The 26,522-nt window shown below is 73.6% G+C and carries 21 protein-coding genes and 1 pseudogene; 13 read left to right on the top strand and 9 right to left on the bottom strand.

Features of this window, described 5'->3' with window-relative positions:
• Positions 1 to 512 precede the first annotated feature (512 nt).
• The 3 genes from ACWDBB_RS11890 (at position 513) to ACWDBB_RS11880 (ending at position 4,621) form a co-directional block, all read left to right on the top strand.
• Positions 513 to 2,024: an outer membrane protein assembly factor BamB family protein gene (locus tag ACWDBB_RS11890; protein ID WP_449789446.1), complete on the top strand. Its 1,512-nt coding sequence runs from the start codon at positions 513 to 515 to the stop codon at positions 2,022 to 2,024.
• Positions 2,025 to 2,259: 235 nt separating this feature from the next.
• On the top strand, positions 2,260 to 3,069 hold the full coding sequence (locus ACWDBB_RS11885) for an alpha/beta fold hydrolase (protein WP_449789445.1): 810 nt from the start codon (positions 2,260 to 2,262) through the stop codon (positions 3,067 to 3,069).
• A 157-nt stretch (positions 3,070 to 3,226) separates the two neighbouring features.
• The gene (locus ACWDBB_RS11880; RefSeq protein ID WP_449789444.1) at positions 3,227 to 4,621 is read left to right on the top strand and encodes an alpha/beta fold hydrolase; all 1,395 of its coding nucleotides are present in this window, start codon (positions 3,227 to 3,229) and stop codon (positions 4,619 to 4,621) included.
• 95 nt (positions 4,622 to 4,716) lie between these two features.
• Here ACWDBB_RS11880 and ACWDBB_RS11875 read toward each other — a convergent pair whose 3' ends face one another.
• Together ACWDBB_RS11875 and ACWDBB_RS11870 are read right to left on the bottom strand one after the other, a co-directional pair.
• Positions 4,717 to 5,283: a hypothetical protein gene (locus tag ACWDBB_RS11875; protein ID WP_449789443.1), complete on the bottom strand. Its 567-nt coding sequence runs from the start codon at positions 5,281 to 5,283 to the stop codon at positions 4,717 to 4,719.
• Entirely contained in the window at positions 5,271 to 6,413 is a 1,143-nt protein-coding gene (locus tag ACWDBB_RS11870; protein ID WP_449789442.1) for a serine hydrolase domain-containing protein, read from the bottom strand. Before ACWDBB_RS11870 ends, ACWDBB_RS11875 begins: the two co-directional genes overlap by 13 nt.
• A 119-nt stretch (positions 6,414 to 6,532) precedes the next feature.
• Here ACWDBB_RS11870 and ACWDBB_RS11865 point away from each other — a divergent pair, with 119 nt between their 5' ends.
• The gene (locus ACWDBB_RS11865; protein ID WP_449789441.1) at positions 6,533 to 7,114 is read left to right on the top strand and encodes a DUF3885 domain-containing protein; all 582 of its coding nucleotides are present in this window, start codon (positions 6,533 to 6,535) and stop codon (positions 7,112 to 7,114) included.
• 153 nt (positions 7,115 to 7,267) lie between these two features.
• The gene (locus ACWDBB_RS11860) at positions 7,268 to 8,101 is read left to right on the top strand and encodes a VWA domain-containing protein (RefSeq protein WP_449789440.1); all 834 of its coding nucleotides are present in this window, start codon (positions 7,268 to 7,270) and stop codon (positions 8,099 to 8,101) included.
• A 63-nt stretch (positions 8,102 to 8,164) separates the two neighbouring features.
• Here the strand turns inward: ACWDBB_RS11860 and ACWDBB_RS11855 are convergent, their stop codons facing one another.
• Complete coding sequence (locus tag ACWDBB_RS11855; RefSeq protein WP_449789439.1) at positions 8,165 to 8,491, bottom strand: hypothetical protein; 327 nt, start codon at positions 8,489 to 8,491, stop codon at positions 8,165 to 8,167.
• Positions 8,492 to 8,675: 184 nt separating this feature from the next.
• Between ACWDBB_RS11855 and ACWDBB_RS11850 the strand changes: the two genes are divergently transcribed.
• Positions 8,676 to 10,052 (top strand): pyridoxal-phosphate dependent enzyme, encoded by a 1,377-nt coding sequence (locus ACWDBB_RS11850; protein ID WP_449789438.1) that lies wholly within the window; start codon positions 8,676 to 8,678, stop codon positions 10,050 to 10,052.
• Between the two features lie 108 nt (positions 10,053 to 10,160).
• Here ACWDBB_RS11850 and ACWDBB_RS11845 read toward each other — a convergent pair whose 3' ends face one another.
• Positions 10,161 to 10,835 carry a TetR/AcrR family transcriptional regulator C-terminal domain-containing protein gene (locus ACWDBB_RS11845; protein ID WP_449789437.1) on the bottom strand — a complete coding sequence of 225 codons (675 nt, stop codon included), beginning with the start codon at positions 10,833 to 10,835 and terminating at the stop codon, positions 10,161 to 10,163.
• Positions 10,836 to 11,050: 215 nt separating this feature from the next.
• Here ACWDBB_RS11845 and ACWDBB_RS11840 point away from each other — a divergent pair, with 215 nt between their 5' ends.
• From ACWDBB_RS11840 to ACWDBB_RS11820, 5 genes are all read left to right on the top strand, one after another.
• Positions 11,051 to 12,055: an ATP-binding cassette domain-containing protein gene (locus tag ACWDBB_RS11840; RefSeq protein ID WP_449789436.1), complete on the top strand. Its 1,005-nt coding sequence runs from the start codon at positions 11,051 to 11,053 to the stop codon at positions 12,053 to 12,055.
• The gene (locus ACWDBB_RS11835; RefSeq protein WP_449789435.1) at positions 12,055 to 12,876 is read left to right on the top strand and encodes an ABC transporter permease; all 822 of its coding nucleotides are present in this window, start codon (positions 12,055 to 12,057) and stop codon (positions 12,874 to 12,876) included. Before ACWDBB_RS11840 ends, ACWDBB_RS11835 begins: the two co-directional genes overlap by 1 nt.
• A gap of 78 nt (positions 12,877 to 12,954) precedes the next feature.
• Positions 12,955 to 13,941 carry an aldo/keto reductase gene (locus tag ACWDBB_RS11830; RefSeq protein WP_449789434.1) on the top strand — a complete coding sequence of 329 codons (987 nt, stop codon included), beginning with the start codon at positions 12,955 to 12,957 and terminating at the stop codon, positions 13,939 to 13,941.
• Positions 13,942 to 14,160: 219 nt separating this feature from the next.
• Positions 14,161 to 14,784 (top strand): DUF4188 domain-containing protein, encoded by a 624-nt coding sequence (locus ACWDBB_RS11825; protein ID WP_449789433.1) that lies wholly within the window; start codon positions 14,161 to 14,163, stop codon positions 14,782 to 14,784.
• 61 nt (positions 14,785 to 14,845) lie between these two features.
• A complete protein-coding gene (locus ACWDBB_RS11820) occupies positions 14,846 to 15,559 on the top strand; it encodes a C39 family peptidase (protein WP_449789432.1) in 714 nt (237 codons plus the stop codon).
• A 16-nt stretch (positions 15,560 to 15,575) separates the two neighbouring features.
• Here the strand turns inward: ACWDBB_RS11820 and ACWDBB_RS11815 are convergent, their stop codons facing one another.
• On the bottom strand, positions 15,576 to 16,427 hold the full coding sequence (locus tag ACWDBB_RS11815) for an SCO6745 family protein (RefSeq protein ID WP_449789431.1): 852 nt from the start codon (positions 16,425 to 16,427) through the stop codon (positions 15,576 to 15,578).
• Between the two features lie 265 nt (positions 16,428 to 16,692).
• Here ACWDBB_RS11815 and rpe point away from each other — a divergent pair, with 265 nt between their 5' ends.
• Together rpe and ACWDBB_RS11805 are read left to right on the top strand one after the other, a co-directional pair.
• A complete protein-coding gene (rpe, locus tag ACWDBB_RS11810) occupies positions 16,693 to 17,376 on the top strand; it encodes a ribulose-phosphate 3-epimerase (RefSeq protein ID WP_392874914.1) in 684 nt (227 codons plus the stop codon).
• 215 nt (positions 17,377 to 17,591) lie between these two features.
• Positions 17,592 to 18,470: pseudogene (locus tag ACWDBB_RS11805) on the top strand (pirin family protein).
• Positions 18,471 to 18,501: 31 nt separating this feature from the next.
• On the opposite strand, the gene ACWDBB_RS11800 reads toward ACWDBB_RS11805, so the two are convergent.
• Genes ACWDBB_RS11800 through ACWDBB_RS11785 form a run of 4 tightly spaced genes read right to left on the bottom strand, consistent with a single transcriptional unit; the run spans position 18,502 to position 26,242 of the window.
• A complete protein-coding gene (locus ACWDBB_RS11800; RefSeq protein ID WP_449789430.1) occupies positions 18,502 to 19,587 on the bottom strand; it encodes a DNA helicase in 1,086 nt (361 codons plus the stop codon).
• Between the two features lies 1 nt (position 19,588).
• Positions 19,589 to 21,433, bottom strand: coding sequence for a DrmB family protein (gene drmB, locus ACWDBB_RS11795; RefSeq protein ID WP_449789429.1), 1,845 nt, complete (start codon positions 21,431 to 21,433; stop codon positions 19,589 to 19,591).
• On the bottom strand, positions 21,430 to 24,546 hold the full coding sequence (locus tag ACWDBB_RS11790; protein ID WP_449789428.1) for a helicase-related protein: 3,117 nt from the start codon (positions 24,544 to 24,546) through the stop codon (positions 21,430 to 21,432). Before ACWDBB_RS11790 ends, drmB begins: the two co-directional genes overlap by 4 nt.
• Positions 24,547 to 24,601: 55 nt before the next feature.
• Positions 24,602 to 26,242: a sigma-70 family RNA polymerase sigma factor gene (locus tag ACWDBB_RS11785; RefSeq protein WP_449789427.1), complete on the bottom strand. Its 1,641-nt coding sequence runs from the start codon at positions 26,240 to 26,242 to the stop codon at positions 24,602 to 24,604.
• Between the last annotated feature and the right edge of the window lie 280 nt (positions 26,243 to 26,522).

Genomic DNA, 26,522 nt, shown 5'->3' with positions numbered 1-26,522 from the left:
GACCTGTCGGCGTACCTCACCGGGCTCGGCCGCGCCTGCCGGGAGCGGGCGGTCGCCGATCCCGGCTGCTGCCGCGTGATGTTCGAGCGGCCGTCGCCCGGATCCCGGCCTGGCGGCGCCCAGGAGTGGTGTTCGGTTCGGCGTACCCGGCCACCGGTGCGAGCCGGCCCGCGCCCGGTATCCGATGGCGTACGTCCACGACCCGGACCGGGTGCGCGGCGGACCTGGTGGTCCTCGCCGCGAGGGACGGCCGGGCCGGGGCTGAAGGGCCGGGGACGGCCGGGCCGGGGCTGAAGGGCCAATATTGGCCCGAACCCCGCCGCGGGCTCTGGGTCGCGCTTCGTGGGGTTCGGCCCCGGGGATGCGTCGCGATCCTGGCGGTCGGACCTGGTACGTGCCGGTCATAACCTGGGTTTTCCCTGCTCTTTGTTCAGGATCATGGCGCGCTCTGCGACGATCCGATGATCGTCGCCCCGACGCGGTGGGCGGCGCGTCGCAGGGGAGAGACCGGCATGGCCGTTCGGCCCGAGGACAGTGTCGTCCGGGCGAGGAGGAGAGCCAGGTTCGCCTGGGACAAGGAGACCTGGATGGTGGTCTCCGGCGGGGTGCTGGGGGCGATGTTCGCGAGCATGGGCCTGGCGGTGCTGTTCGGCCCGGCGAACGGGTTCGGCGGCGACAGCCTCGCGTTCATGGGGATCATCAGCATCCTCGGGCTGATGCCCTGCGGCGCGGGCTTCGTCTGGGCGCTGATCCACCCCAGGGCCGGGTTCCCCTCGGCCGCCGTCGGCGCGCTGTTGGGGATCGGGATCTTCGTCGGCTTCGCCGGTGACGGCCTCAACGACTCCTGGAAGGCGCCGCTCGACCGGCCGTCCACGATCCGCGCGGTGGGCAGCTGGACCAGCGGGGACCTGGTGGTGCGGGTCCGGCCGGACCTGGTGGTGGCGTACCGCCGCGCCACCGGGGCCGTCGCCTGGCACTGGGCCCCGCCCGGGGAGGACACGGTGTGCGCGATGAGCCGGGGCACCGGGCCCGACGGGGCGGGCCGCGGCGGCGCCCTCGGCCTGATCGGCCACGCGCCGCACGACAAGCCGTGCTCCGACGTCACCGCCCTCGACCTCGCCGACGGCCGGCAGGGCTGGACCGCCGCCGTGGACGCGCCCGCCCGTGACGGGGACGACGCGGCGCCGGACGTGGTCGCGGTGGCCGGGCAGCAGGCCCTCCTCCAGGAGAAGGCCGGCTGGCGCGCCGTACGGCTGGCGGACGGCCGGGACCTCTGGCGCGGCGCCGCCGACCCCGGCTGCACCCCGCTGCAGGTCGCGGGCGGGCCCGCGGACGCCGTCACCGTCGCGCAGTGCGGCGACGCCGCGCCCGTGCTGCGCTCGCTGGCCCCGGCGGACGGCCGGGAGCAGCAGCGGATCGCGCTGCCCGCGGCGGGCGGGCTGAAGAACCTCGCCGTGGTGTCGGTCGACCCGCTCGCGGTCTGGGTGGACGCCCAGGCCGAGCGCGGCACCCACGCGGTGCTCAGCTACGACCGGACCGGCCGGCAGCGGGCGGCGATACCGGTCGCCGGGGACGAGTACGACCTGGACGTGATGCTGGGCGGGCTGCACGCCTTCGACGAGTTCAGTGCCCGCCCGCTGTTCGGCGGGGTGGTGGTGGGGGACCTGTTCGTCGTGCCGGGGGAGAAGCCCGGCGACATCGGCATCAGCGGCGGCCCGCACCCGAGCCGGACCGCCACCGGACGGCTGCTGGCGTACTCGCTCACGGACGGCGGCAAGCGGTGGACGGCCGGGCTGGACGACCAGGTGACCGGTCTGGTGGTGGACGGCGGCTCGGTGTGGGCGATGACCCGGGGCCGGATGACCAGGGTGGAGGCGGCGACCGGGCGGCAGAGCGCCGTGCTGGACGTCAACGACACCGCGTCGCTCTACCCGGTGGACCTGTCGGTGTCCGGCCCGGAGCGGTTCACGGTGGTCGCGGAGGACGGGACGCGGGACGAGCCGCCGGTGCGGGCGATGAGCTGACGGGGCCACGCGACGGGCGGTCACCGCACCGGAGCCGTACGGAGCTGCGCGGAGCCGCACCGCGGCCGCACGGGGCGCACGGGGCGCACGGGACCGTACGGGACCGTACGGGGCCGTACGGAGTCGCACCAGGCGGCCGGTGACGCGGGGTGACCGCGACGGGCGCAGGACCGGAGCCTTCCGGACGGTTGTGTCAGGCTGGTGGGGGAGTACCGCCGAGACCGGGAGGCTCGTGATGGCCGAGATCAGGGTGAACGGGGTGGCGCTGTACTACGAGGCCCATGGCGCGGGCCCCGGCGTCGTCCTGGTGCACGGTTCCTGGAGCGACGCGGACTCCTGGGCACGGGTGCTGCCGGGCCTGGCCGAGTCCACCACCGCGGTCGTCTACGACCGCCGGGGGCACAGCCGCAGCGAGGACCTGCTCACCCAGGGGTCGGTGCACGAGGACGCGGCCGACCTGGCCGGGCTGATCCAGGGGTTGGGCCTCGCGCCGGCCTTCGTCTACGGCGACTCCTACGGCGCACTGGTCACCCTGCGGCTCGCCGCGGCCCGGCCCGACCTGCTGCGCGGGATCGCCGTGCACGAGCCGCCGGGCACCGGCATCCTGCTCGCCGACCCGGACCTGCGACCGATCGGCACCGACTTCTCCGGCCGGATCGCCGCCGTCCGGGAGCTGCTGGAGCAGGCCGAGTCGGCCGCCGCCGCCGAACTGTACGTGGACAGCCTCGCCTTCGGCCCCGGCGCCTGGGAACAGCTGCCCGCGCCGGTGCGGCACACGTACGTCCGCAACGCGGCCACCTACCTCGACGAGTTGCGCGACCCGGACGCGTTGGACCTCGACCTCGCCGGGCTCTCCCGGTTCGGCGAACCGGCGCTGCTGACCCAGAGCGACGACAGCCCACCGATGTTCGGCGAGGTCCTGGACCTGATCGACCTCGCCCTGCCCAAGGCGGAACGCCATCTGTACCAGGGCGCGGGGCACGCCCCGCACCTGGCGCAACCGGAGGAGTGGGTGCGGGTGGTGCTGCCGCGGGCGCTGGGCTGAGGAGGCCGCCTTCCCTCCTCCATCGGTGTGCATTCCCGCTCCGGGGATTCGCTCCCGGGCGAATCCGTCGATGACCGCTCGCGTTGGAAGTCGCCCGGGGCGCAGGCTGCTTCCATGACCGTGTCAGCCCGGACGCGGTGCGAGCGGAAGGACGAACATGACGAGCACGCGCGCCCGCGTCGCCGCCCTGCTGGGCGCCGTCGCGGTGGTCGCCGGCACCACCCTGGCCACCCCCTCGGTCGGCTTCGCCGCCCCGGCGGACCAGGCCCGCCCCGGCGGCGGCATCGCCGGACAGGCACCCTGCCCGAACGCGCCCGAGTTCACCTGCGGGACCCTCACCGTCCCGCTCGACCACAGCGGCGCCACCCCCGGGAGCCTCGACCTCGCGGTGGCCGTCGCCGGCAACACCACGGCGCCCAAGGGCGACCTACTGTTCCTCACCGGCGGCCCCGGCCAGCCCGGCGTCCCGCTGATGAAGCGGATCGCCGGCAAGCTGGAGCCCGTCCTCAAGGACTACCGCCTGGTGATGTACGACCAGCGCGGCACCGGCGCCCACGCGCTCCAGTGCCCGGGCCTCCAGGAGGACATGGGCTCCTCCGACCTCGCCGTGCCGCGCAGGCAGTCGATCGCCGACTGCGCCGCCGCCCTCGGCCCCGAGGCCCGGTTCTACAGCACCGCGGACACCGTCGCCGACATCGACCTGCTGCGCCGCGCCCTCGGCGACCGGCGCCTCACCCTGGACGGCGTCTCCTACGGCACCTTCGTCGCCGAGCGGTACGCGCTCGCCCACCCCTCGCACGTGGCCCGGCTGGTGCTCGACTCGGTGGTGCCGCAGCAGGGGGACGACCCCCTCGACCTGGCCGCGCTGCCCGCCACCGCCCGGGTCCTGCGGGCCGCCTGCCAGGCCACCGGCTGCAGCACCGACCCGGCCGCCGACCTCGCCACCGTCGTGCGGCGGTACGGCGGCGGGGCGCAGATCCTGGACGCCCTCACCAGCTACGAGTTCACCGACCCGAACTACGGCGGGGTTCCCGAGGTGCTGCACGAGGCCGCCGCCGGGCAGCCGGCCAAGCTCCAGGCCTTCGTCAAGGCCGTCCACCAGGGCGACGCCGCCCCGGCCGAGGCGCTCAGCCAGGGCCTGCACGCCGCCACCCTCTGCGCCGACTCGCACTTCCCGTGGGGCACCACGGACACCCCGGTCGAGGGGCGGGCGGCCGCGCTGGAGCGCACCCGGCAGCGGCTGACGGCCGAGCAGACCTGGCCGTACGACCCGGCGACCGCGACCGGGCTCGGCAGCCAACTGGTCTGCCTGGACTGGCCGCGCGAGCCCGTACCGCCGTCCCCGCCGGCGCACCGCAAGCTGCCGAACGTGCCGGTGCTGCTGCTCGGCGGCGACCGGGACCTCTCCACGCCCAACGAGTGGCTCTACCAGCAGGCGGAGCTGACGCACGACCCGCAGATCGTGATCGTCCCGGGGGCGGCGCACTCCGTGCAGAACCGGGCGGCGAACCCGGCCGGACGGCAGGCGGTGTACGACTTCCTGCTGAAGTAGCGGGCACCCGGACGGAGGGCCGTTCCGCACAGGGGACGGAACGGCCCGCCGCCGCGAGCCCGAAGAGCGGCCCGCCGCCGGTTCGAGGACCGGCCCTACCGTCCGGCGGCGCCCCAGCCGTCGTCGGGGAGCGAGCGGTCCGGCTCGGGGCAGTCGACGTGCTCGAAGCCCCACAGCACCGCCTTGTACAGCACCCACTCCGGAAGCGGCGGCTGGTCGTAGCCGTCGCGGTCGGTGAGCACCAGCTCCACCCGGACCTCCTCGGCCGGCGAGAACTCCAGGTTCCGCTGGCCCGGGAGGTTCTCGTACGTCACCGTCCGCCAGCCGTGGCCGGTGGCGGTCAGCGCCGCCATCAGGTCGGCCTCGCCGACGTGGGTGTCGAGCGTCACCGAACCGCCGTCCGGCAGCGGGAGGTCGAGCTCGCCGTGCCAGACCGGCAGGGACAGCGAGCGGAGCCGGCGGCAGCGGCAGAACACCGTCTGGACGTCGCCCCAGCCGAAGGCGTGCGGCCAGCGGTCGCCGCGGTGGATGCCGCCGCCGTCCCACGGATCGCCGTAGCGGGCGGCGAGTTCGGGCAGCGAGGCGCCGTAGCGCAGCTCGCCGAGGCCGCCGGTGGTGGCGAGAGCGGTGACGAGCGGGAGGAAGCCGGTCAGCCCAGGCACCCGCGCACCGCCTCGATCAGGCGGTTCGCCCGGGCGTCGCCGTGACCGATCATCCGGTTGGCGACGTAGCCGAAGCCGACGCCGAACTCGTCGTCCCCGAAGGCGAACTGGCCGCCGGCGCCGTCGTTGCCGAAGCTGCGCGCCCCGAGCAGAGGGCGGAAGGCGGGGGAGTCGAGCAGCAGGCCGGAGCCCCAGCGGGCACCCATGTCGAAGCCCAGGAAGCCCGCGCCGGAAGAGACTTCGCGCACCGCGTCGGACACGGTGTCGTGCGCGAGCAGGCGGGGCGAGCCGTCCAGGCCGGTGGCCGCCGCCGCGTAGAGGCCCGCCAGGCCGGTGGCGGAGGCGACGGCGCCCGCGCCGGGCAGCTCGATCGCGTGCAGGGCCGGGTCGTTCCAGCCGTGCGGCACGTCCAGGCCGGGGAAGACCAGCGCGCCGTTCATGGTGACGATCCGGGTGAGCAGGTGCTCGGGGCCGGGCATCGGGCGGCGGCCCTCGGCCTCCACCAGCCGGGCCAGGCGCGGGAGTTCGCTCTCCGGAAGGCCGATCCAGACGGGCAGCCCGAGCGGCTCGGCGATCTCCTTGCGCAGGAACGCGCCCGGCGTCAGCCCGGTGATCCGGCGGATCACCTCGCCGACCGCGAAGCCGAACACGTGGCCGTGGTACTCATGGGTCGTGCCCGGCTCCCAGAGCGGCTGCTGCGCCTCGACCGCCCGGATCACCGGATCCCAGGCGGCGACCTCCTCGAAGGAGAGCACCGCGTCCAGCGCCGGGAGGCCGGCGCGGTGGCCGAGGATCATCCGGGTGGTGACGGCCTCCTTGCCGTGGCGGGCGAACTCCGGCCAGTAGCGGGCGACCGGCGCGTCCAGGTCGAGCCGGCCCTGCTGGGCGAGCAGGTGCGCGCAGATGCTCACCGGGCCCTTGGCGCAGGAGAACACCGGGACGACGGTGTCCTGCGTCCAGGCCCGGCCGGTGCGGTCGTCGGCCGTGCCGCCCCACAACTCGACCACCTTCCGGCCACCCGCGAACACGGTGACGGCGGCGCCCAGTTCGGGGAACTCGGCGAAGTTGGCGGCGAAGACGTCCGCGACGGCGCCGAAGCGCTCGTCGGCCCAGCCGTGGTGCTGCTTCATGGTGTGGTGCCCCGTTCTGTCCTCAAGATCCACCGAACCACGCTACGGGAGCCGGGCGATCGTGACGAGGGAATTTCACCAGGCCGGGACCGCTGGGGCGGATGTGGCACACTCGCCCGGTGAAACGGGGCAGCAACCGGGTGGACCGCGAGGAACTGACGGCGCTCTGGGAGCGGCGGTGGCCCGGAGTGGAGCCCGTCGGGTACGAGATCGGCACCCGGACGCGGGACGTCTGGGTGCGCTTCCACAGCCTGCCGCAGTCCAAGCGGTACCCCGACGACGAGCGCGAGTACGCGATCGTCCTGGAGCGCCACAACACCGTGCTGGACGAGCTGTTTGCCGGTTCCGAGGTGTACGTCCTCACACCGCGGTGGAGCGGCCGGACGAGCTTGCCCCGGATGCGCCGGGACGCGAAGCACTGGCGCACGTGGCTCCAGGCGGACGACCCGGCGCCGGAGTTCCGCACCTATTGCCACGTGTTCGTGGAGCGGCGCCGGTGGCGGCGCGGCGACCTGGACCGGCTGCTGCGCCGGGTCGCCGACGAGCGGGAGGGCGGGGTGATCGTCACCGACACCGGCATGCGGCGGCTCTACCACCCGTACGACGGCGGCGCGGACGTCTACCTGACCACGGCGGAGGAGCGCGACCGGCTGAAGGAGCGGCATGCCGACTGGCTCTCGCGGCACCCCGGCGGTTGGTGAGGGCGCTCCCGGCCGGCGCGCTCCCGGCCGGTGCGGGCCCGGCTCGCGCGAGGGCTTGCCGCCGTCCGGGTTCTCCCCACAGAGTGTCCGGAGCGCGTTGACGATCACGCGCCCCGGCAGTCCGGCTGCCGCAGTGAGCGAGGGAGCGAGCCCATGGCCGTCAGTCTGAGCAAGGTCGAGCAGAGTGCGCCCGCCTTGGTGAGCCTCTACAAGACGGCCGGCGCCTCGGTGGAACGGCGCGGGCTGAGCGGTCAGCGCCTCGCGGTGTACCTGGTGATCGACTACTCCGGCTCGATGAGGCCCTACTACAAGGACGGCAGCGTCCAGGCACTCGCCGACCGGGTCCTGGGCCTGTCCGCCCACCTGGACGACGACGGGAGCGTGCCGGTCGTCTTCTTCTCCACCGAGGTCGACGCCCAGGCCGAGATAGCCCTGGCCGACCACGAGGGCTGGATCGACCGGATCGTCGCGAGCCTCGGCCACATGGGCAAGACCAGCTACCACCTGGCGATGGAGGCGGTGGTCCGGCACTTCCGCGCGAGCGGCTCCACGGCGCCGGCCCTCGTCCTGTTCCAGACGGACGGCGGGCCGATCAACAAGAGGGCGGCGGAGGTGGGCCTGTGCGAGGCGGCGAAGCTGCCGATCTTCTGGCAGTTCATCGGCTTCGGTGACCCGGGCAGCCGGCAGTTCGACTTCCTGCGCAAGCTCACCGGGCTCGCGGTTCCGGAGATGCGCCCCATCGACAACGCGGGCTTCGTTCACCTGGGGCGTGATCCCCGGAAGGTGTCCGACCGGGACCTGTACGACCTGCTGCTCGCCGACGTTCCCGCCTGGCTCGCGGCGGCCCGGGCCCAGGGCATCGCGCCCCAGGGCCCGGCGGTGCGGCCGCCGGCCGAGCCGGTGGCCGAGCCGGCTCCGGAGCCGCCGCAGCGCCGGGGCCTCCGGGCCGCGCTGACGGCGTGGCTGGGGCGGCGAAGGGGCGCGTGAGCCCGGCTGCCGGGGGCCGCGCTCGGCGCCGCCGCGAGCACGGTCGCGGGATCGGTCGCGGGCTCAGTCGAGGACGGGTTCGAAGAGGGGAAGGAAGTTGATCACCGCCTCCTCGTACGGGTGGACGGCGCGGACGGCTCGCAGCACGGCGGCGGCCCGGGCCTGGTCGCAGACGGACTCCACGCGGACCTCCGGGGCCGTCTGGACGACACCCGCCGTGCCCTGGTAGGGCTGGGCGTCGGGCGAGGGCAGCCAACTGCCGGTGATGCGCCAGACGCTGGTGCAGCGGACGTACTCGCCGACCCGGCCCGCACCGGCCGTGTGGAGGGCCTCGAGGACCTGGTCGAGATGGCTCTCGGGGACCGATATCTCGATCTTCAGACGCGTCATGCCGGGACTCTAGCGAGCGCCACGGGCCTCGCCGCCCACGCGCCGAGGGGCGCGAATGCGCCTCCTCGCGCCCTCCGTGCTCCTCGGACCGTGTTTCGGCCGGATGAGCGGGGTGTCACCGCCGTCTACCGACCCGCCGGGCTGGGCAGGCTCGGGCGGACAGCACCAGTGAAGGAGTCGGACGATGACCGCAGTGCACGAATCCGTCCTCGACGCGATCGGCGGGACGCCGCTGTTCCGCCTCGCCCGGCTCGGCGCCGGGATCGCCGCGCCGATCTACGCCAAGGCGGAGTTCCTCAACATCGGCGGCAGCGTCAAGGACCGCGCCGCGCTGTCCATGATCCTGGCCGCCGAGCGGGACGGTCTGCTGAAGCCGGGTGGGACGATCATCGAGGCGACCTCCGGGAACACCGGCATCGGCCTGGCGATCGTCGGCCGGCAGCGCGGGTACCGGGTGATCGCCGGGGTGGCGGACAAGTCGGCGCCCGAGAAGGCGGACATCCTGCGGGCGTACGGCGCGGAGGTGGTGCTCGCCCCGACGGCGGTGCCGCAGGAGGACCCGAGGCACCTGTTCAAGGTGATGGAGCGGTTGACCGAGGAGATCCCCGGGGCCTGGCTCGCCAACCAGTACGACAACCTGGCCAACCCCGACGCTCATGTCCGGACCACCGGTCCCGAGATCTGGGAGCAGACCGGCGGCCGGGTGACCCACTTCGTCGCGGGCGTCGGCACCGGCGGCACCATCACGGGTACGGGCGCCCACCTGAAGGAGGTGTCCGGCGGCTCGGTGACGGTGGTCGGCGCGGACCCGGAGTCCTCCTCGTACGGGGGCGGGGACGGCAGCCCGTGGTACGTCGAGAGCATCGGGCACTACCTGCACCCGCAGACCGTCGAGGACCGCTGGCCGCAGGCCTACCGGTCGGAGGTGGTCGACTCCTACGAGCGGATCCCGGACCGCGAGTCGCTGCTGACGGCACGCCGGCTCGCGCGCGAGGAGGGCCTCCTGGCCGGGCCGTCCTCCGGGACGGCGGTGGCGGCTGCGCTGCGGGTGGCGCGGGAGCTGGGCCCGGACGACCTGGTGGTCGTGCTGCTGCCGGACTCGGGACGCTCCTACCTGTCCAAGGTGCACAGTGACGCCTGGATGCGGGGGTGGGGGTTCCTGGAGGACGCGGACGGGCTGCGGCCGCTGCTGGAGGCCGCCCGCCCGCTGGTGACGGTCGACGCCGACGCGACCGTCGGCGAGGCGGTGGAGGCGGTGCGGGAGGCACCGGGCGGCGTCGCCCCGGCGGTGCTGGCGCGGGCGGAGCGCCCGTTCGGGGTGAGCGCGACCGAGGTGGTCGGCTCGGTGTCCCGGGAGGTGCTGACGGCGGCGCTCGCGGACGGCGCGGCCAAGCCGGGCGACCCGCTGGGCGCGCTGCTCGGCCCGGCGCTGCCGACGGTCGGCGTCGGGCAGTCGGCGGCCGAGGCACGGGCGGCGCTGACGGGCGGGCGGCCGGCGGTGCTGGTGCTGGTGGACGGCCGGGTGGCGGGGTTGCTCCCCAGGCAGGACCTCGCTGGCTGACGGTTCGTCAGGACGATGGAGCGGGGTTGCTTGCCGGGGCCCTGCGGGAGACTGGGCGTCAGGGTGGCGGGGCCGCTGCCCGGGGGTTCTCGCGGGATGACTGGTGTGTCAGTTGTCGTCCGCCGGCGTCAGGATGGCGGGGATCACCCGGGCCAGGGCACGCTCGAACGCCCGGTCCGGGTCGGCCGGCGGGCCTGCGGCGGCGAAGGCCTGCGCCAGGTGCGGGTACTCGCCGCTCGCCGCCGCCCGGCCGAGGTAACCGGCCAGCTCGGCCTGCCACTTGGCGCCGGCTGCCGCCGTCCGCTCGTACTGTGCGAACTGGCCGATGAAGCCGTTGAACAGGGCCATCGCCTCCAGTCGGGAGCCCCCGTCGAGGCCGGTGGGGGCGGTGATGGCGAGGAAGCGGTCGGTGTAGCGCAGGGCGTTGGGGCCGATGCCCGGGCGGGCCAGCACCAGTGCGGGCAGCCACGGGTGGCGGCGGCAGATGTCGAGCTGCTGGTGGGCGAGGTCGGCGAGGTCGGCCCGGACGTCGCCGCTCGGCGCGGGCGGGAAGCGGTACTCGGCGGCGACCGCGTCGAGCATCAGGTCGAGCAGGTGCTCCTTCTTCGGCACGTAGTTGTAGAGCGACATGGTGCCCGCGCCGAGTGCCGCCGCGACCCGCCGCATGGAGACCGCGTCCAGGCCCTCGGCGTCGGCGATCCCGATGGCCGCGGCGGCGATCGAGGCCCGGCTGTGGGCCGGGCGCGGGCCGCGGCCGGCGCGCTCGGGGCGCAGCCAGATCACCTCGGGGGCCTCGGGGGGCGTGGGCCTGCTCGACGGCGCGGGGCCGCTGGGCGGCGTGGGTCCGCTCGATGGCGCTGCGCTGCTCGACGGCGTGGACTCGCTGGACGGCACTGGAAGATCACCTCGGTTCCCCATCTTAGATACGTACGGCGTACGTAGTACGATGGCGCTCGCGCGCGCTTCTACGTACGCTGTACCTAGAGAAGGGCAGAGCCATGTCCGACACCACCCGACCCGCCATCGAGATGGCGGGCGTGACGAAACGCTTCGGCGCCACCGAGGCCCTGCGCGGCCTCGACCTCGCCGTCCCGGCCGGCACCGTCTGCGGCCTGCTCGGCCCCAACGGCGCCGGCAAGACCACCGCCGTGCGCGTCCTCGCCACCCTGGTCGCCCCCGACCGCGGCACCGCCAGGGTCGCCGGACACGACGTCGTCCGCGCCGCCGAGGAGGTCCGGCGCGTCATCGGCCTCGCCGGGCAGCACGCCGCCGTCGACGAGGGCGTCACCGGCCGCGACAACCTCCGGCTGTTCGGCCGGCTGCACCACCTCGGTGCCCGCCGGGCCCGGGAGCGCGCCGACGAACTGCTCACCCGCTTCGGCCTCGCCGACGCCGCCGACCGGCTCGTGCGCACCTACTCCGGCGGCATGCGCCGACGCCTCGACCTCGTCGCCAGCCTGGTCACCAGCCCGTCCGTGCTCTTCCTGGACGAGCCCACCACCGGACTCGACCCGCGCAGCCGGCAGGCGATCTGGGATACCGTCAAGGAGTTGGCGGACGGCGGCACCACCGTGCTGCTCACCACCCAGTACCTGGAGGAGGCCGACCGGCTCGCCGACGACATCGTGGTGGTCGACCACGGCGCCGCCATCGCCACCGGCCCGCCCGACCGCCTCAAGGCCGCGATCGGCAGCCAGGTCGCCGTCACCCTGGCCGATCCGGCGCAACTCGCCGCCACCGCCGTGGTGTTGTCCTCGATGACCGGCGGCGACGCGCGGGTGGACGTCGCCGAGCGGACCGTCACGGTGCTGACGATGCCCGGAGCATCCGTCCTGCTGCCCTCGCTGGTAAGGGAGTTGGACGGCGCCGGGGTCGTCGCCGAGGACGTCGCGGTGCGGAGGCCCTCACTGGACGACGTGTTCCTCGCGCTCACCCAGGAGTCCGCGGACGCCGGGGAGTCGGCGGGCACCCGGGAGTCCGCGGACGCCGGGAGGGCCGCCTGATGGCCGTCGTGTACGCCGCCGCGGCGCGGCCTTCCGCCCTCGGCCGGCTCGCCTCCGGCACCTGGATCTCGATGCTCCGCGTCCTGCTCAACTACCGCCACTCGCCCGGGCTGTTGGCCGCCTCGCTGGGCGTCCCGGTGGTGATGGTGGTGGTCTTCGGGTACGTCCTCGGCAGCGCCATGCGGGTGCCCGGGGGCGGCGACTACCGGGAGTTCCTGATGCCCGGCCTGTTCGCCATGGTGGCCACCAACGGCGTCATGCCCACCATGGTCGGCGCCGCCCGCGACGTCGGGCGCGGGGTCACCGACCGGCTGCGCTCCATGCCCGTCTCCCGCACCGGACTGCTGCTCGGGCAGACCCTCGCCGACCTGCTGGTCAGCGTGGTCGTCCTGGCGCTGCTGGCCGGAGTCGGGCTCGCCGCCGGCTGGCGCGCCCGGCACGGACTCGTCGACGCGGCAGGGGCGTTCGCCCTGCTGTTGCTCTTCCGCTTCGTGATGACCTGGGTCGGCACACTGCTCGGGCTGGCCGTCGGCAAGGAGGAGGCGGCCGGCCAGCTGTCCGTCGCGGTCTTCCCGCTGGCGATGGTCACCAATGCCTACGTGCCGACCGGCGGCATGCCCGGCTGGCTGCGGTTCCTCGCCGACTGGAACCCGGTCAGCTCCGTCGTCCAGGCCTGCCGGGAGCTGTTCGGCAACCCCTCGGCGGCCGGCACCGCCTGGCCGACGCAGCACGCGGTCCTCGCCGCGCTGCTCTGGAGTGCCGTACTGCTCGCGGCCTGCATGCCGCTCGCCGTAAGGAAGTTCGGCACCCACGGGCGGTGATCCGCCCACTGGCGGTGATCCGCCGAGTCCGGTGGAATGCGCTGGACACCGGGGCCGGTGCGACGGAAGGTGGGCGCCATGGAGTACACCCACCTCGGCCGCACCGGCCTGACCGTCTCCCGCCTCTGCCTCGGCACCATGAACTTCGGCCCCCACACCGAGGAGGCCGAGGCCCACCGCCTCATGGACACCGCCCACGAGCGCGGCATCAACTTCTTCGACACCGCCAACAGTTACGGCCGCGACAGCGAGGGCCGGCTGCGGGGCCGCACGGAGGAGATCATCGGCCGCTGGTTCGCCAAGGGCGGCGGCCGCCGCGAGCGCACCGTCCTCGCCACCAAGGCCTACGCCGACATGAGCGACTGGCCCAACGAGGGCAAGCTCTCCGCGCTCGCCATCCGCAAGGCCGTCGAGGCCAGCCTGCGCCGCCTCCAGACCGACCACATCGACCTGTACCAGATGCACCACATCGACCGGGCCACGCCGTGGGAGGAGATCTGGCAGGCGATGGAGGTCCTGGTCGCCCAGGGCAAGATCATCTACGTCGGCTCCAGCAACTTCGCCGGCTGGCACATCGCCCAGGCCCAGGAGGCCGCCCGGTCCAGGAACTTCCTCGGCCTGGTCAGCGAGCAGTCCCTCTACAACCTGCTCGACCGGACGATCGAGCTCGAGGTCATCCCCGCCCTGCAGCACTACGGCCTCGGGCTGATCCCGTGGTCCCCGCTGCGCAGCGGCCTGCTCGGCGGCGTCCTGCGCAAGGAACGCGAGGGCACCCGCGACCGCAGCGCCATGCCGTACGTCAGTGGACTCCTCGCCAAGCACCGCGACCGCATCCAGGCCTACGAGGACTTCGCCGACGAACTCGGCGCCGACCCCGCCGCCCTCGCCCTCGCCTGGCTCCTCTCCCGCCCCGCCGTCACCGCCCCGATCGTCGGCCCCCGCACCCCGGCCCACCTCGACGCCGCCATCGGCGCGCTCGACCTCGAGCTCGACCGGAAGACCCTCGACCGCCTCGACGAACTCTTCCCGGGCCACAAGTCCGCCCCGGAGGACTACGCCTGGTAGGCCGCCGCACCAGGCCGGCCCCGGCCCCCGCCCTTCGCGGGGGCCGGGGCCCCGGTGCGTCCGGAGGGGCCGGCCCGGGTTCGGCACCATAGGCGGCAGTGAGTGTCAACTGCCCAGCGTAGTAGCCGAATTGTGAGGGCGGCGAGCCTTGACCGGGGCGTCCGGTGCTGATGTAGTCACCGCTTGTACGGGCAAGGGATGGGGGAGGAACAGTTGGCCTTGTTCGCCAAACCACAGCGGGGCATCACCACCGCGGCCGCCACCGGCGACACCGTGGTGCTGCTGATCGGCATGCGGATCAACCGGTTCTGGGCCGTGCACCACTGGAGCCCGGTGATGTTCGCGATGCTCCGGATGCTGTACGAGCTGCGCCGCGCCCCCGAGCGCGGCCTGCGCGGCCGCGTCCTGCTGACCGCCTCGCCGCGCACCTACTACGTCGTCCAGTACTGGGAGTCGAGGGAGAAGCTGTACGACTACGCGCACGCGCCGGACGGCTTCCACCACACCGTGTGGGGCATCGCCAACCGCAAGCTGCGGGACGGCAAGGTGCGCGGGCACGTCGGGATCTGGCACGAGACGTACATCGCGCCGCCGGGCGGGTACGAGTCGATCTACCTCGACATGCCGCTGTTCGGGCTGGCCGGCGCCACCGGCTCGCTGCCGGTGGAGGCGCGCGGGCGGCACGCGGCTCAGCGGCTGGCCTACCGGGAGCCGGAGCCGGAGCCGGAGCCGGAGCCGGCGCCGACACCGGAGCCGGAGTTGCAGCAGGAGCCGCAGCCGCAGCCGCAGCCGCAGTCGGAGTCGCAGCCGGTGCCCGTTCCGGGGCCTGAGTCCGGCGTCTGAGTCCGGCGGCCCCGGGAGTGTCGCGGGTCGCCCGGCCGTCGGGCCGTGAGAGCGTCGGGGGATGGTGGATCGGGGCGACGCGCGGCCGCAGGCGCCGGCGCGGTCGGTGCGGGTGGTGCACGAGGTGCCCTACCACGCGCAGTGGGAGTCGGCGGAGCTGGTGCGGGAGATCGTCGACGGGCGGCTGGACGCGTCCGCCGACCCGCGCTGGGGGCAGTCCGGTGCGGCGACCGCGGAGGAGTACGCGTGGTGGTCCTGGCGGCTGTGCGGGGTGGCCTGCCTGCGGATGGCGCTGGCGCACTGGTGGGGCATGGCCCCGGCGGCGGTGGCGCTCGCGGGCGAGTGCCTGGCGGCCGGCGCGTACCTGCGGGACGGCGACAGCCTGCACGGGCTGATCCACGCGCCGTTCGCCGCGTACGTCCGGCAGCGCTGGGGACTGGCCGCGCAGGCAAGGGAGTTGACGCCCGGGGAGGTGTCGGCCGAGGTGGCCGGCGGCGCGCTGGTGATGGTCTCGGTGCACCCGTCGATCCGGGAGCCGTACGGGCCCGAGCCGGTGCGGCGCGGCGGGCACCTGGTGCTGGCGGTGGGCGCCACGGACACGGCGCTGCTCGTCCACAACCCCTCCGGGTTCCCGGGGGAGTCGCAGGCCTTCGCGCGCGTGCCGTGGCGGTCGTTCGGCCGGTTCTACGCCGGGCGGGGGATCGTGCTCGGCCCGCCCTGTGGCGAGGCCCAGGGCCGGCTCCGGGACCCGCTCCGGGCGTCGACCGCGCCCTGATCGCGCGGGCCGGTCGTCACTGGTTGTCCGGCAGCCCCATCGGGTTGATCGGCAGCTCGCCGCGACAGAGCGCCGAGATCGGCTTCAACGCCGCCGCCAGCCGGTCGAGTTCGGCGCGCGGGTAGTCGTTCCAGACCCGGGCGGCGGCCAGGTCGGTGGCGGCCTCCAGGGCCTGGTGGCGGGTCCGGCCGAGTTCGGTGACCGTCCCCTCGGCGGTCAGCCAGCCGCGCTCGACCAGTCGCTCGGCGGCCGCCTCCCACTCGGCGTCGGTCCACCCGCGCAGCGGCTGGATCATCTCGCGCCGCATGTCCATCGCACAGCGGACCACCAGGGCCTCGCAGCCGTCCAGCCCGGCCGTCACCAGCGCGGCCACATGGCCGTCGCCGCGGTGCTCGCGCATCACGGTGGCGGCCTGCCAGAGCCGCTCGTACAGGCCGCTCGGGCGGGGGAGCGCGGCGTTGGCGGCGGCCAGCACCCGGCCGGCGCAGTCCAGCCGGGCGGCGGCCTGCTCCAGGGTCTCGGCGACCAGCTCGACCTGCTCCCGGTCCACGTGCTCCAGCAGCCGGCCCAGGATCGCCGCCGAGGCCTTCAGCCGGGCGGTGAGCGCCTCCTCCGGGCTCGCGTGGCCCCACACCTCCGGCAGGGCGCGTTCGACCATCGCCGGGGCGAAGTTGAAGAACGCGGCGGTCACCGGCGGGGCGTCCACCGCGCCGAGCGGGGCCGCCCGGGTGCCGAAGTAGCCGTGCAGGCGGCCGTGCAGACCGGCCTCCTCGAAGGCGGTGCGGCCCTCGGGCAGGAAGTAGGTGACGGCGTGCACCGGCTCGAAGAGCCACCACAGCGCGCGGGCGGGGTGGACGAGATCGGTCATCGGGGGACCTTCCTCGGACGGAGCCCCCGGGTGGGCCGGGGCGCTCGGCTGGTCGGGACGGCCCGGCGGGAGCCGCGGCGGGTCGTGGCCCGTTCCAGGGCTGATGACCACGGTGACGGCCCCGGTAACCCCGCGAGGGGTGTGATGACGGTCACGCGGGGGTCACCGTGTGCGGTCGGGGGCGGTGCGGCGCGGGATGATGGGACGAGGTGCCCGCTCCGGGGGTGCCCAGCCCTCGCAAGCCCTCGTACGAAGGTAGTCGGTCATGGCCCAGATCAACCCCAGCATCCTGTCCGCGGACTTCGCCCGGCTCGCCGACGAGGCCGAGGCCGTCCGGGGTTCCGACTGGCTGCACGTGGACGTCATGGACAACCACTTCGTGCCCAACCTCACCCTCGGCGTCCCGGTGGTCGAGTCCCTCGCCCGCGCCACCGACATCCCGCTCGACCTCCACCTGATGATCGAGGACCCGGACCGCTGGGCCCCGCAGTACGTCGAGGCCGGCGCCGGCTCGGTCACCTTCCACGTCGAGGCCGCCGCCGCGCCCGTCCGGCTCGCCCGCGAGATCCGCGCCAAGGGCGCCCGCGCCTCGATGGCGCTCAAGCCGGGCACCCCGATCGAGCCGTACGAGGACCTGCTGCCCGAGCTCGACATGGTGCTGATCATGACCGTCGAGCCCGGCTTCGGCGGCCAGGCCTTCCTGGACATCATGCTGCCGAAGATCCGCCGCACCCGGGAGCTGATCGCCAAGCACGACCTCGAACTGTGGCTCCAGGTGGACGGCGGCGTCGCGGCGAGCACGATCGAGCGCTGCGCGGAGGCCGGCGCGGACGTGTTCGTGGCCGGCTCGGCGGTGTACGGGGCCGAGGACCCGGCCGCGGCGGTGCGCAACCTGCGGGAGCGCGCCGACAAGGCGTCGGCCGAGGCCTGGTGGGCCTGCGGGCACTGAGCCTGCGGCCGTCCGGCGGTGCCCCGCCCTTCGCGGGCGGGGGGCCGCCGGATGGCCGGGCACGGGTGGAGGAACGTCGCATCGTGACGCATGATCGGTGACGATGCCCCGGGGGCCCGCCCGGCCCCTCTCCGTACGGTGGTGGAACCGCGACGAGCAACCTCTACCTCCAGCCCACCCCGACCGTCTGCGGCCGCGAGGCCGTCATCGGGCCGATGAGGATATGCTGACGGCTCGTCAGTTCCTCGCGGTGGCAGCACGATGGTCCGCCGACTGCTGCCCAACCTCGGCCGCCGGATGGTCGGGGCCTGGTGCTTCGTGGACCACTACGGCCCCGACGACATCGCCGACGAGCTCGGCATGCAGGTCCCGCCGCACCCCCACATGGGCCTCCAGACGGTCAGCTGGCTCCACCAGGGCGGGGTGCTGCACCGCGACAGCCTCGGCAGCCTCCAGACCGTCCGGCCGTACGAACTGGGCTTGACGACCTCCGGCCGGGCCATCTCGCACTCCGAGGAGTCCCCCCGCCCGCACGCCCGCCACCTGCACGGCGCCCAGCTCTGGGCCGCCCTGCCGGAGACCGGCCGGCACGTCGCCCCCGCCTTCGAGTACCACCCCGACCTGCCCGTGGTCACCGCCCCGGGCCTGCGCGCCACCGTCATCCTCGGCACCCTCGACACCGCCACCTTGCCGGACACCACCCACACCCCGCTGGTCGGCACCGATCTCGCTCTCGCCGGGGGCGCGGACCTCCGCCTCCCGCTCGTCTCCGACTTCGAGTACGCCGTCCTCGCCATGTCCGGCCGGGTCGACGTCGACGGCGTCCCGGGCGGGCCCGGCTCCATGCTCTACCTCGGCTGCGGCCGCCCCGACCTCCCCCTGCGGTTTGCCCCTGACGCGGCCGTCCTCCTCCTCGCGAGTCCTTCGACGAGAAGATCGTCTTCATCGGCCGCACCACCGAGGACATCGCCCGGGCCCGCGCCGACTGGATGGCCGACGAGCGCTTCGGCGAGGTCCACGGCTACGCCGGCGACCGGCTGCCCGCCCCGGAGCTGTCTGACGTGCCGCTGAAGGCCCGGGGGCGCGAGCGCTGAGTGGCCGAGTATGCGGGTGGCCGAACAGCGTTCACCGACGGACCAGTAGACCGTCAGGCACGGGCGCAAGCAGCGGCGGCTCAACCCTGCCTTCGTAGCCGAAGTGCAGCTCGTGTCGCGCTCGGGTGGCCAGGACGTAGTACTTCATGCGTAGCGTCGCCGAGGTGGGGTCGGCGGCGCCGTCGGTGTGAGTGTCGGGGATGACGACGGTGTTGAAGTCGAGGCCCTTGGCGCTGGCGCGGTTGAGGATGACGATGCCGGGGCGGGTCATGTCGATTGTGCGGTAACGGCCGTGGGTGGCTTGGGAGGTGTAGAGCTGGGGCCGCAGGCGCGGCGCCCTGCGTTCCAAGCGGGTCAGTACGTCGAACTGGGCACGCGTCGAGCTCAGGATGACGCCGGTACTGCGCTGGGAGTGGCGTTCGGCGAGGGAGATGACCAGATCGGCCACGGCCCCGGGACCGTCGAGCCGATGCAGACGGGGCGTCGGGCCATCCCGGCCCGGGAGCAGAGGGTCGGAAATGCCGGTGTGGAAGCGGTTCGCCAGCGCAGCGATCTGTCGGGTGTTGCGGTGGTTCCCCGTGAGCGTGTGCCGGGTGCACTTCCCGAGGGCCGCGGAGATCTCTGCCAATGTGGAACTGGTGTCGGTGAGGCGCTGGCACTCGTCCGCGTACACCGTGGTGCGGCCACCGAGAATGCGGCAGAGCCGGTAGAACCCGACCGGAAGGTCCTGCCCCTCGTCGATCACGAGCGTGGGTGCGGGGCCGGTGTCGGAGGCCGCACGCTCGTAGCAGGCGGCCCAGTCGAACCAGCCGTCGTCGGTCTGTGGAGCGTCGCCGCCGAACCACTGAGCCAGCCAGGCGTGGGCGGTGGAGACGCGCACGCCATGGTCTTCGGTGCCCAGGGGGACGACGATCGGTGCGAGGGTTTGGCGCAGCAGGTTGGATCGGGTGAGGATTACGGTCGGTGTGCCCGTGAGCGCGAGCATCAGGGCGCGCTGGGCGGCCAGCAGGCTCTTCCCGCTGCCGGGTGGGCCGCTGACCAGGTGGTTGCCGTCGAACGGCAGGGTGTCCAGAGAGGTGCGCTGCGCAGGGCTGAGATCGAGATAGGTGAGCGCCATGTCAGGGACCCTCCAGTGCGGCGGCCGCGGTCGCGCGAGCGGCGGAGACGACGGATTCGAAATAGCCGGGGACCTGTTCGCCCCCGATGAGAAGGGCCCGGTCCAGGAGGGTGTTGCCGCTTTCGCAGCTGGTCTCCGGGAGGAGGGAGCAGGCGTGGCAGGCGGCACGGTTGAGGTTGCCGAAGCCCTGGCCGGTGTGTTCGGCGCAGAGCGGGTCCGCGGAGCACCAGGCGGCGGCCTCGATCGTCCGCAGGAGGGTCTCGGCCAGGTGCGGTGCCTCGCCCTGCTGGACGAGTCCGCCGAGGGTGCCGTCGGCGTCGCCCGCCCCGGTGTAGACGAGGATTCCGTGCTGGTCGTGTTCGGGGCGTGCGTAGACCCGTTCGCGCAGGCTCGCCGTCATGTAGCCGGATTCGAAGGCGAGCTGGCGGATGAGCAGGTGGGCGAGCGTGTGCAGGAGGACGAAGCGGGGTGACAGCTCTGCTCCGGTCAGACCGGCCAGCTGGTCCTTGCGGAAGGACCCGTCCAGATCGGCGCGCATCCCGGCGACCCGTCGGCGGACCTCCGCGTGCTGCTCCCATTCGGCGAGGCAGGCCTTGTCGAGGGTGAGGAAGACGCCCTCGCCGAAGACTTCGATGGCGGGCAGCCACTTGAGCCGCCGCGCGGTGTCGGCGGGTACGAAGGCCGCGTCCGGAGACACCCTACTGAACCCGGAGAGGGCGCGGACCTCGCGCAACCGGTCCGCGAGGACGACCCGTCCGATCCGGCGGTCGAGTTCGGCCCAGGGCTCGCCGGTCTCGTGGGCGAGGCCGAGGGTGGTGTCGCGGATCGCGAAGTCGCGCGTGGCGGGGCGCACCGGCGCGGTGAAGGCAGCCCATTCCTCGCGGCTGAGGTCCGGTCGTGCCGAGGCAGCGCCGCCTTCGCCGGAGGGCGGCGGGGTGGCGCCGGTCTCCTCCGCCAGGAGGGCGTCCAGAAGCGCGTCGTCGGCGCCGGTGTCCTCCTTGATCATCTCGCGGAACACTCCGGCCTTCGAGCCCCCGGACGCCCGGCACAGCGGGATCCACAGGTCGTTCGCCAGGACCTCGGCGGCGAGGTCCTGGTCGGTCACGGCCGAGGTGTCGCCCTCCGGGATGTCGAGGGCCGAGTGCGTGATCGGGTAGTACAGGTTGCCGGCCGTGCGCTGCACGATCTGCACGGGCTTCACGCACGCCGTGGCCTCGCCGGCCCGTTGCCACGGGTTGCGTCCCGAGCAGCGCAGGCCGTGGGTGCCCAGGACGTCCAGGAGGTCCCGGGCGGCGCCGCAGCCCTTCACCCCGCACTCGACCGACAGCGCCTCCAGGCCGGCCGCCCGCTCGGAGACCCGGAAGCGCAGCTGCTCGCGGGAGGTGCAGGCCTGGCGCCGGGCGGCGTCCTGCCGCGAGTGCGCCCAGAACCACCAGTCGACGTCCCCCAGGTGGCCTGCGGCACAGATCTGGACGAACCGCATCGGGGTGAGCTGCCGCACGGGCGAACAGGAGGGGCAGCGCGGTGGGACCCCGTGCTTCTCGTCGGCGATGCGCCAGCGAACCATGCGCCGGCAGGAGCCGCAGAACAGCCAGGCCGGGAAGCGGATGTAGGGTGCGCCGGCCGCGTCCTGCCGGTCGAAGCGTTCGTCCGCGGCGGCCGGGGCCGCGTAGAAGCCGGTCACGCCGAGTTTGGCGGCGAGCCGCGGCGATTCGACGGGCTGCCGGCGCCGGGGCCAGTCCCCGATGCCGGTGGCGACGAATGACTCGCCCTGGATGTCCAGGACGGCGCCGACCCCGAACGGAAGCACGGTCTGTGCCTGGCGGACCCTCAGTCGTCGGCTCACTGGTCGCTCCCCTTTACGGTCACTTGGCACTCCCGGTCGACGTTGCGCATCGAGTTCGGGGTCTCCCAGAGACCGCCGTACTGTTCGAAGCCCTTCAGCAGGTTCGACTGGCCCTTGCCCTGGCTGCGGTAGTGGAGCTCCTTGCCCCCTGCCGCGGCCTCGTGAGCGGCGCGCTCCCAGTCGGTGAGCAGTTGGGCGAGTTCCGCGCGGATGCCGTCGGCAGCGCGCGGATCGCTCGCGGTGGCACGGGCCACCAGTTCCCCGGCCAGCGCCTCGGCTGCCGGCAGTACGTCGGGGAGGCGGCCGGCCTGGTTCTCCTCGGACAGACCGAGCCGGTGCCGGACCAGGATGACCAGCGCGGCGTGCAGCGCACGGCGCCGCGAGGGGACCGACCACGGGGTGACACTGGTCGGTTCGACGTGCCGGTACAGCGAGCGGTGGTAGGTGCCGAAGGTCTCGTAGTGCGAGCGGTCGCGGGGTCGCGTCGCGTTGAAGAAGGCGACGACGAGGCCGGGCACGGTGTGGCGGCCCACCCGGCTGGTGGCCTGGATGTACTCGGCGGTCGTCTTCGGCTGCCCCTGCATGAGCATCAGCGCGAGCCGCTTCACGTCCACGCCGACCGACAGCATGTTCGTGCACGGCAGGAAGGACACCGCCAGTGGGTCGTCCCACGGCCGCTCCAGCCGGTCGAGCAGGACGGGCTGTTCGGCCCGCGGCAGGTTGCTGGTCAGCTCCTGGACCTGGCGGTCGGTCAGCCCGCGCGTGCCGCGGCCGTTGTCGAGCCCGGCGAGTTGAGCGGGGATGTCGTCGGCCGCCGCCGTGACCGTGCGGCCCAGTTCGCGCAGACTGTGGTGGTAGGCGACGAGGGTCCAGTAGTCGTCCCGGTGCTCCTCCGGGAGCTCCCAGGCGCCCTGGAGTATGGCGGCGGACGTGGCCACGGCAGCACGACCGGAGGTGTGCCCCTGAGCCATCACGCCGATGTAGCGACGGCCGGGCCGTGACGTGTCGGGCTCGGCGAAGTACGAGTGGCGGGCGTCCAGGCCCGCCGGGGGGAAGAGCTGTACGTCGCCCCCGTACAGGGCGCGGACCTGCGGGCCGGAGCGGCGGATGGTGGCGGTGGAGGCCACCACCTTGGGGCCGGTGCCGTCGCCGGTGGTGCACAGACCGAGGACCGCCGCCTCGTACAGGCCGACCGTCGTACCGAGCGGTCCGGTCAGCAGGTGCAACTCGTCCTGGATGACGAGTGAGGGCGGGAGTTTCTCCGTCCCGGCGCCGAAGAGGCGCCCGGCCCGCGGTTCCCAGGCGAGCCGGGCGAACTTGTCGACCGTGCCGAGGACGAAGGTCGGAGGGTGGTCGTACAGCTGCTGGTCCACCACGGCGACCGGCAGTTCGTCGTGGAAGGCGCACTCCTCGCGAGGGCAGAAGAAGGCGAAGGAGTCGGCCGTCGCGCGTACCCCGTAGTCACCGATGTCGGGTGACTTGTGGGCCGGGAGGATGCGGGTGCCGCACCACGGGCACCGGTCGAGGATGAACACGTCCTCTGGACGGGCGGCGGCGCGGACGTCGTCGAAGAGTTCGCGGGCCGCTTGGTAGGAGTTCGGTGACGTCGACTCGCCCACCCAGAGCCCGATCGAGAACGGCTCGCTGCCATGGGTGCCCGGGTCCGCGCGGCGCAGGACCTCCAGGGCGCACAGGGTGGTGGCGGCGCGCTGAAACTGCTGGGTGGTGAGCAGGCTGAGGGTGTAGCGGCTCAGCACGGCGGTTCCGCCGCCGTCAGGCGCGCCGCGGCGCAGCAGCATGACGAAGGAAGCCAGGAGGAGGTACGCCTCCGTCTTGCCACCACCGGTGGGGAACCAGATCAGGTCCACGACTTCCCGGTCCGGGTGGCTGGCGTCGGCCGTGCCTTCCAGTGCGAGCAGGAAGAAGGCGAGCTGGAAGGGACGCCAGCGCGAATCGGCGTCCGGTTCGGGGTTCGGCAGCACGGGCTCGTGCCGGCCGCGGCGTTCCCCGGCCTGGTCCGCGCGGATGTGGCGCATCTGCAGGGCCATGGCGCGGTTGGCGGTGCGGAACGCCTGGAGCAGCTCGGGGCGGGACGGGTCGCAGAGCGTCCGGACGCCGGCCTCCATCCGGCGGACGGCGGAGCCGATGCGTTCCAGGATGCGTTCCGCGGCCTCGCGACCCCAGGCGGGGACGTCCGTCCGGCACTGCTCCTCGTACCACGAGCGGTAGTCGGCGGTGAACCGGTCGAGTTCGGGGCGGAGTTCGCCGACGGGCAGTTCGGTGTCCGCGAGGTGCAGGAGGTTCAGCACCGGTGCGTCGACGAGTCCTGCCGCGCGGGTGGCCGGCACCTCGGCCTCCGGCATCACGGCGGCGCGCAGGACGGTGATCCGCCCGCCCCCGTCCGACTCCTCCTCGACCGCGCAACCGTGGCCGACGGCGTGGGTGCGAACGTGCCGGTACTGGAGTCGGAGCTCCTGCTCCTCCGGGTCCCGGCTGGCCAGCCGCACGCTCGGGTACTGGAGGACCGAGCCGTCCACCGGCCGTGCGGACAGCCCCACCTGGAACAGCATGCGGTCCCACTGCGCCGCGCGGCCGAGGGTCTGCCCGGCACGTGCGGTGTTGACCAGGGCGATGGTGATCAGGTGTCCGGGGCCGAAGCCGCGTCGCCGTACCCGGATCTCGGCCCGGCCGTCGAGGACGGTGACCTGTTCCCGGTCCGGTCCGATGGCGTGCTTTTCCTCCTCCAACGGCGTCCGCTTCCACTGCCGGCCGTGTTCGCCCTGTTGCGTGGTGTACCGGGCCCCGGAACAGCGGACCTCGATGGTCGAGGCGTCGGTGTAGAAGCTGAACCCGAGGGAGGAAGGCAGCCATGAGTTGGACTCGGGGACGGGATCGGCGGAGGGGTTCGTGTCATTCGCGGGGGACTCCGTGCCGGGGCCGTCCAGTTCCTCGGCGGAGACGGTCAACCGCTGCTGGAGGTCGGCGTCCTGGGCGTAGAGCGTCCCCATCAGGTACTGACGGTCCGGAGGCGTGTCGATGATCTCCTCCGGCCCGTGCGCGGGGCCGACGAGCTGGCGCCGGATGTAGTCGACGAGTTCGTCCCTGGGTTCCACACTGTCGTCCGTTCTCGGGTTCGGCGGTACTGCTCGGTGCTGTGGGGCGGTTCCGTCACGGTGCCGCGGGCGGCGCGGCCGGGCGGGGCACTCGCCGCTTCCGGACGGGCAGGGGCGCACGCTGCCATTCCATGCCCAGCGACTCCAGGACGACCCGGCGGTGGGTGGGCAGGCCGGCCCCGTTGAGGCCGGCGATCTCGCGCTGTTCGTCGACCCACTGGCCCAGCGGGAAGGTCCCCTCCCGGTGGTCCGGCCCGGGGAGCCGGTCCCCTTCACGTCTGCGGAAGGCCCGCAGGGCGTCCACGCCGGCGGACCAGTCGCGGTTGGCGAGGTCCTTCCAGATCGCGTGCACGGCGTTGGACGACGAGGCGGCCAGCCACTTGTCGGTCAGCATCCGGCGCAGCGTGAGGTACGGAGTGCCGGCGGGGTCCGTGAAGGCGAGTTCCAGGACGGGTCTGACCTTCCCCTCCAGCTGGCGGACGCGTTCCCGGGTGATGCCGAGGGCCTTCCCGAGTTCGTCCAGGGTGGCCGGGGGTTCTCCGTCCAGCCCGTACCGCCAGGTGACGATCCGGGCGAAGCGTTCGGGAAGCGCGGCGACGGCTGCGTACAGCTCCACCGCGGTCAGGGCGTCGATGACCGTGCCTTCCACACCCGGGATCGCGGTGCGGGCCTCCAGGAGGTCACCGAGGTGGACGCCGTCGTTGATGATCCGGTCCAGCGAGTCGGTGCGGCGGCTGAGCAGTCGGACCTTGTCCACCTTCGCCACCGGGAGGTCGCAGGCCACCGCCACGTCGGTGGCCCGGATCGGAAGACCCCGGGAGAGCAGTGCACGTTCGGTACGGGCAACCTTCTGCATGACCTCGTGCATGTGCACGGGGATGCGGATGGCACTTCCCTCGTCGGCGACGGCCCGGCCGATCATCTGGCGGACCCAGGTGGTGGCATAGGTGGAGAACTTGTAACCCCGCAGGTCGAACTTCCGAGCGGCCCGCATCAGACCGAGCATGCCGCTCTGGGCGAGGTCCTCGTACTCCAGACCCTGATCGGTGAACTGCCGTGCCAGGGAATGGACGAGTCCCAGGTTGTGCAGGACCAGGCAGTCCCGCGCTCGCCGCCGCTCGTCGGAGGGCGGGAGGCCGGCCAATTCCTCGTCGGTCGGTTCGACGCCGGCCTGCCGCACGCCGCCCCGCAGGAGCACGCTCAGGCCCACCTCCTCCTCCGCGGTGAGGATGCGCTTGGCCGGGCGGAGGGCGAAGCGATCCTCGGCCAGCACCTTGCGGGCGGCGGCCACGGCCCGTTCCACCTGGTCTGCCGCGACCGGCGCCACCTGCTCGGGGATGGACGGCGCGGCTGCCTGCGGAGCGTCGCGCGGGGCGGGAACGGACGTGTCACTGATGCGGGCTGCGGAGCGGAGCTCCTCGGCCTCGTGTGCGGAGAGGCCCGCCAGCCGGGCGACCCCGGCCACCGCCCTCAGGTCGACCCGCCCGGCGCTGTCGGCGAAGCGGTCCAGCAGCCGACGTGCCGCGTCCACACGAGGGGACGTGGCCAGGGGTTGCGCGGGTGCCCGTTCGGTCTCCCGGCGGGGCGGTTCGCCGATCCTGAGCTTCATCTCGGTGAGCGCGTCGGCCAGTCGACCGCGTGCCTCCTCGCTCAGCCCGAGAGCCTCGGTCTCACTGCGGAAGACTTGGTACGGCACGACTCCGCGCACTTGCCTCGCCTGAAGGTTGGTATACAACCTGCCAAGGGCGGCCTTCAGGCTCGGAACCTGAGGGTCCATCTTCCACCCCTTCGCGCTGAGGCGAGGCGCCACTGCCTCGACCGTGCGTGCACTCCGGACTGTCGGCCCGATGTACACGAGGACCATAGTGAAGGACTGTTAGCGTCGTCAACGGATTCACGGGACGATGTACGTTGACCTCGGGATCGTGTACGGTTCCTCTAGTCACCGCCCCGCCGGGTCTGCGACGGTCATCGGC

It is taken from the genome of Kitasatospora sp. NPDC001095 (assembly GCF_053598615.1).
The sequence above is the reverse complement of the archived record's forward strand: the minus strand, read 5'-3'. Positions and strand labels throughout refer to the sequence as shown.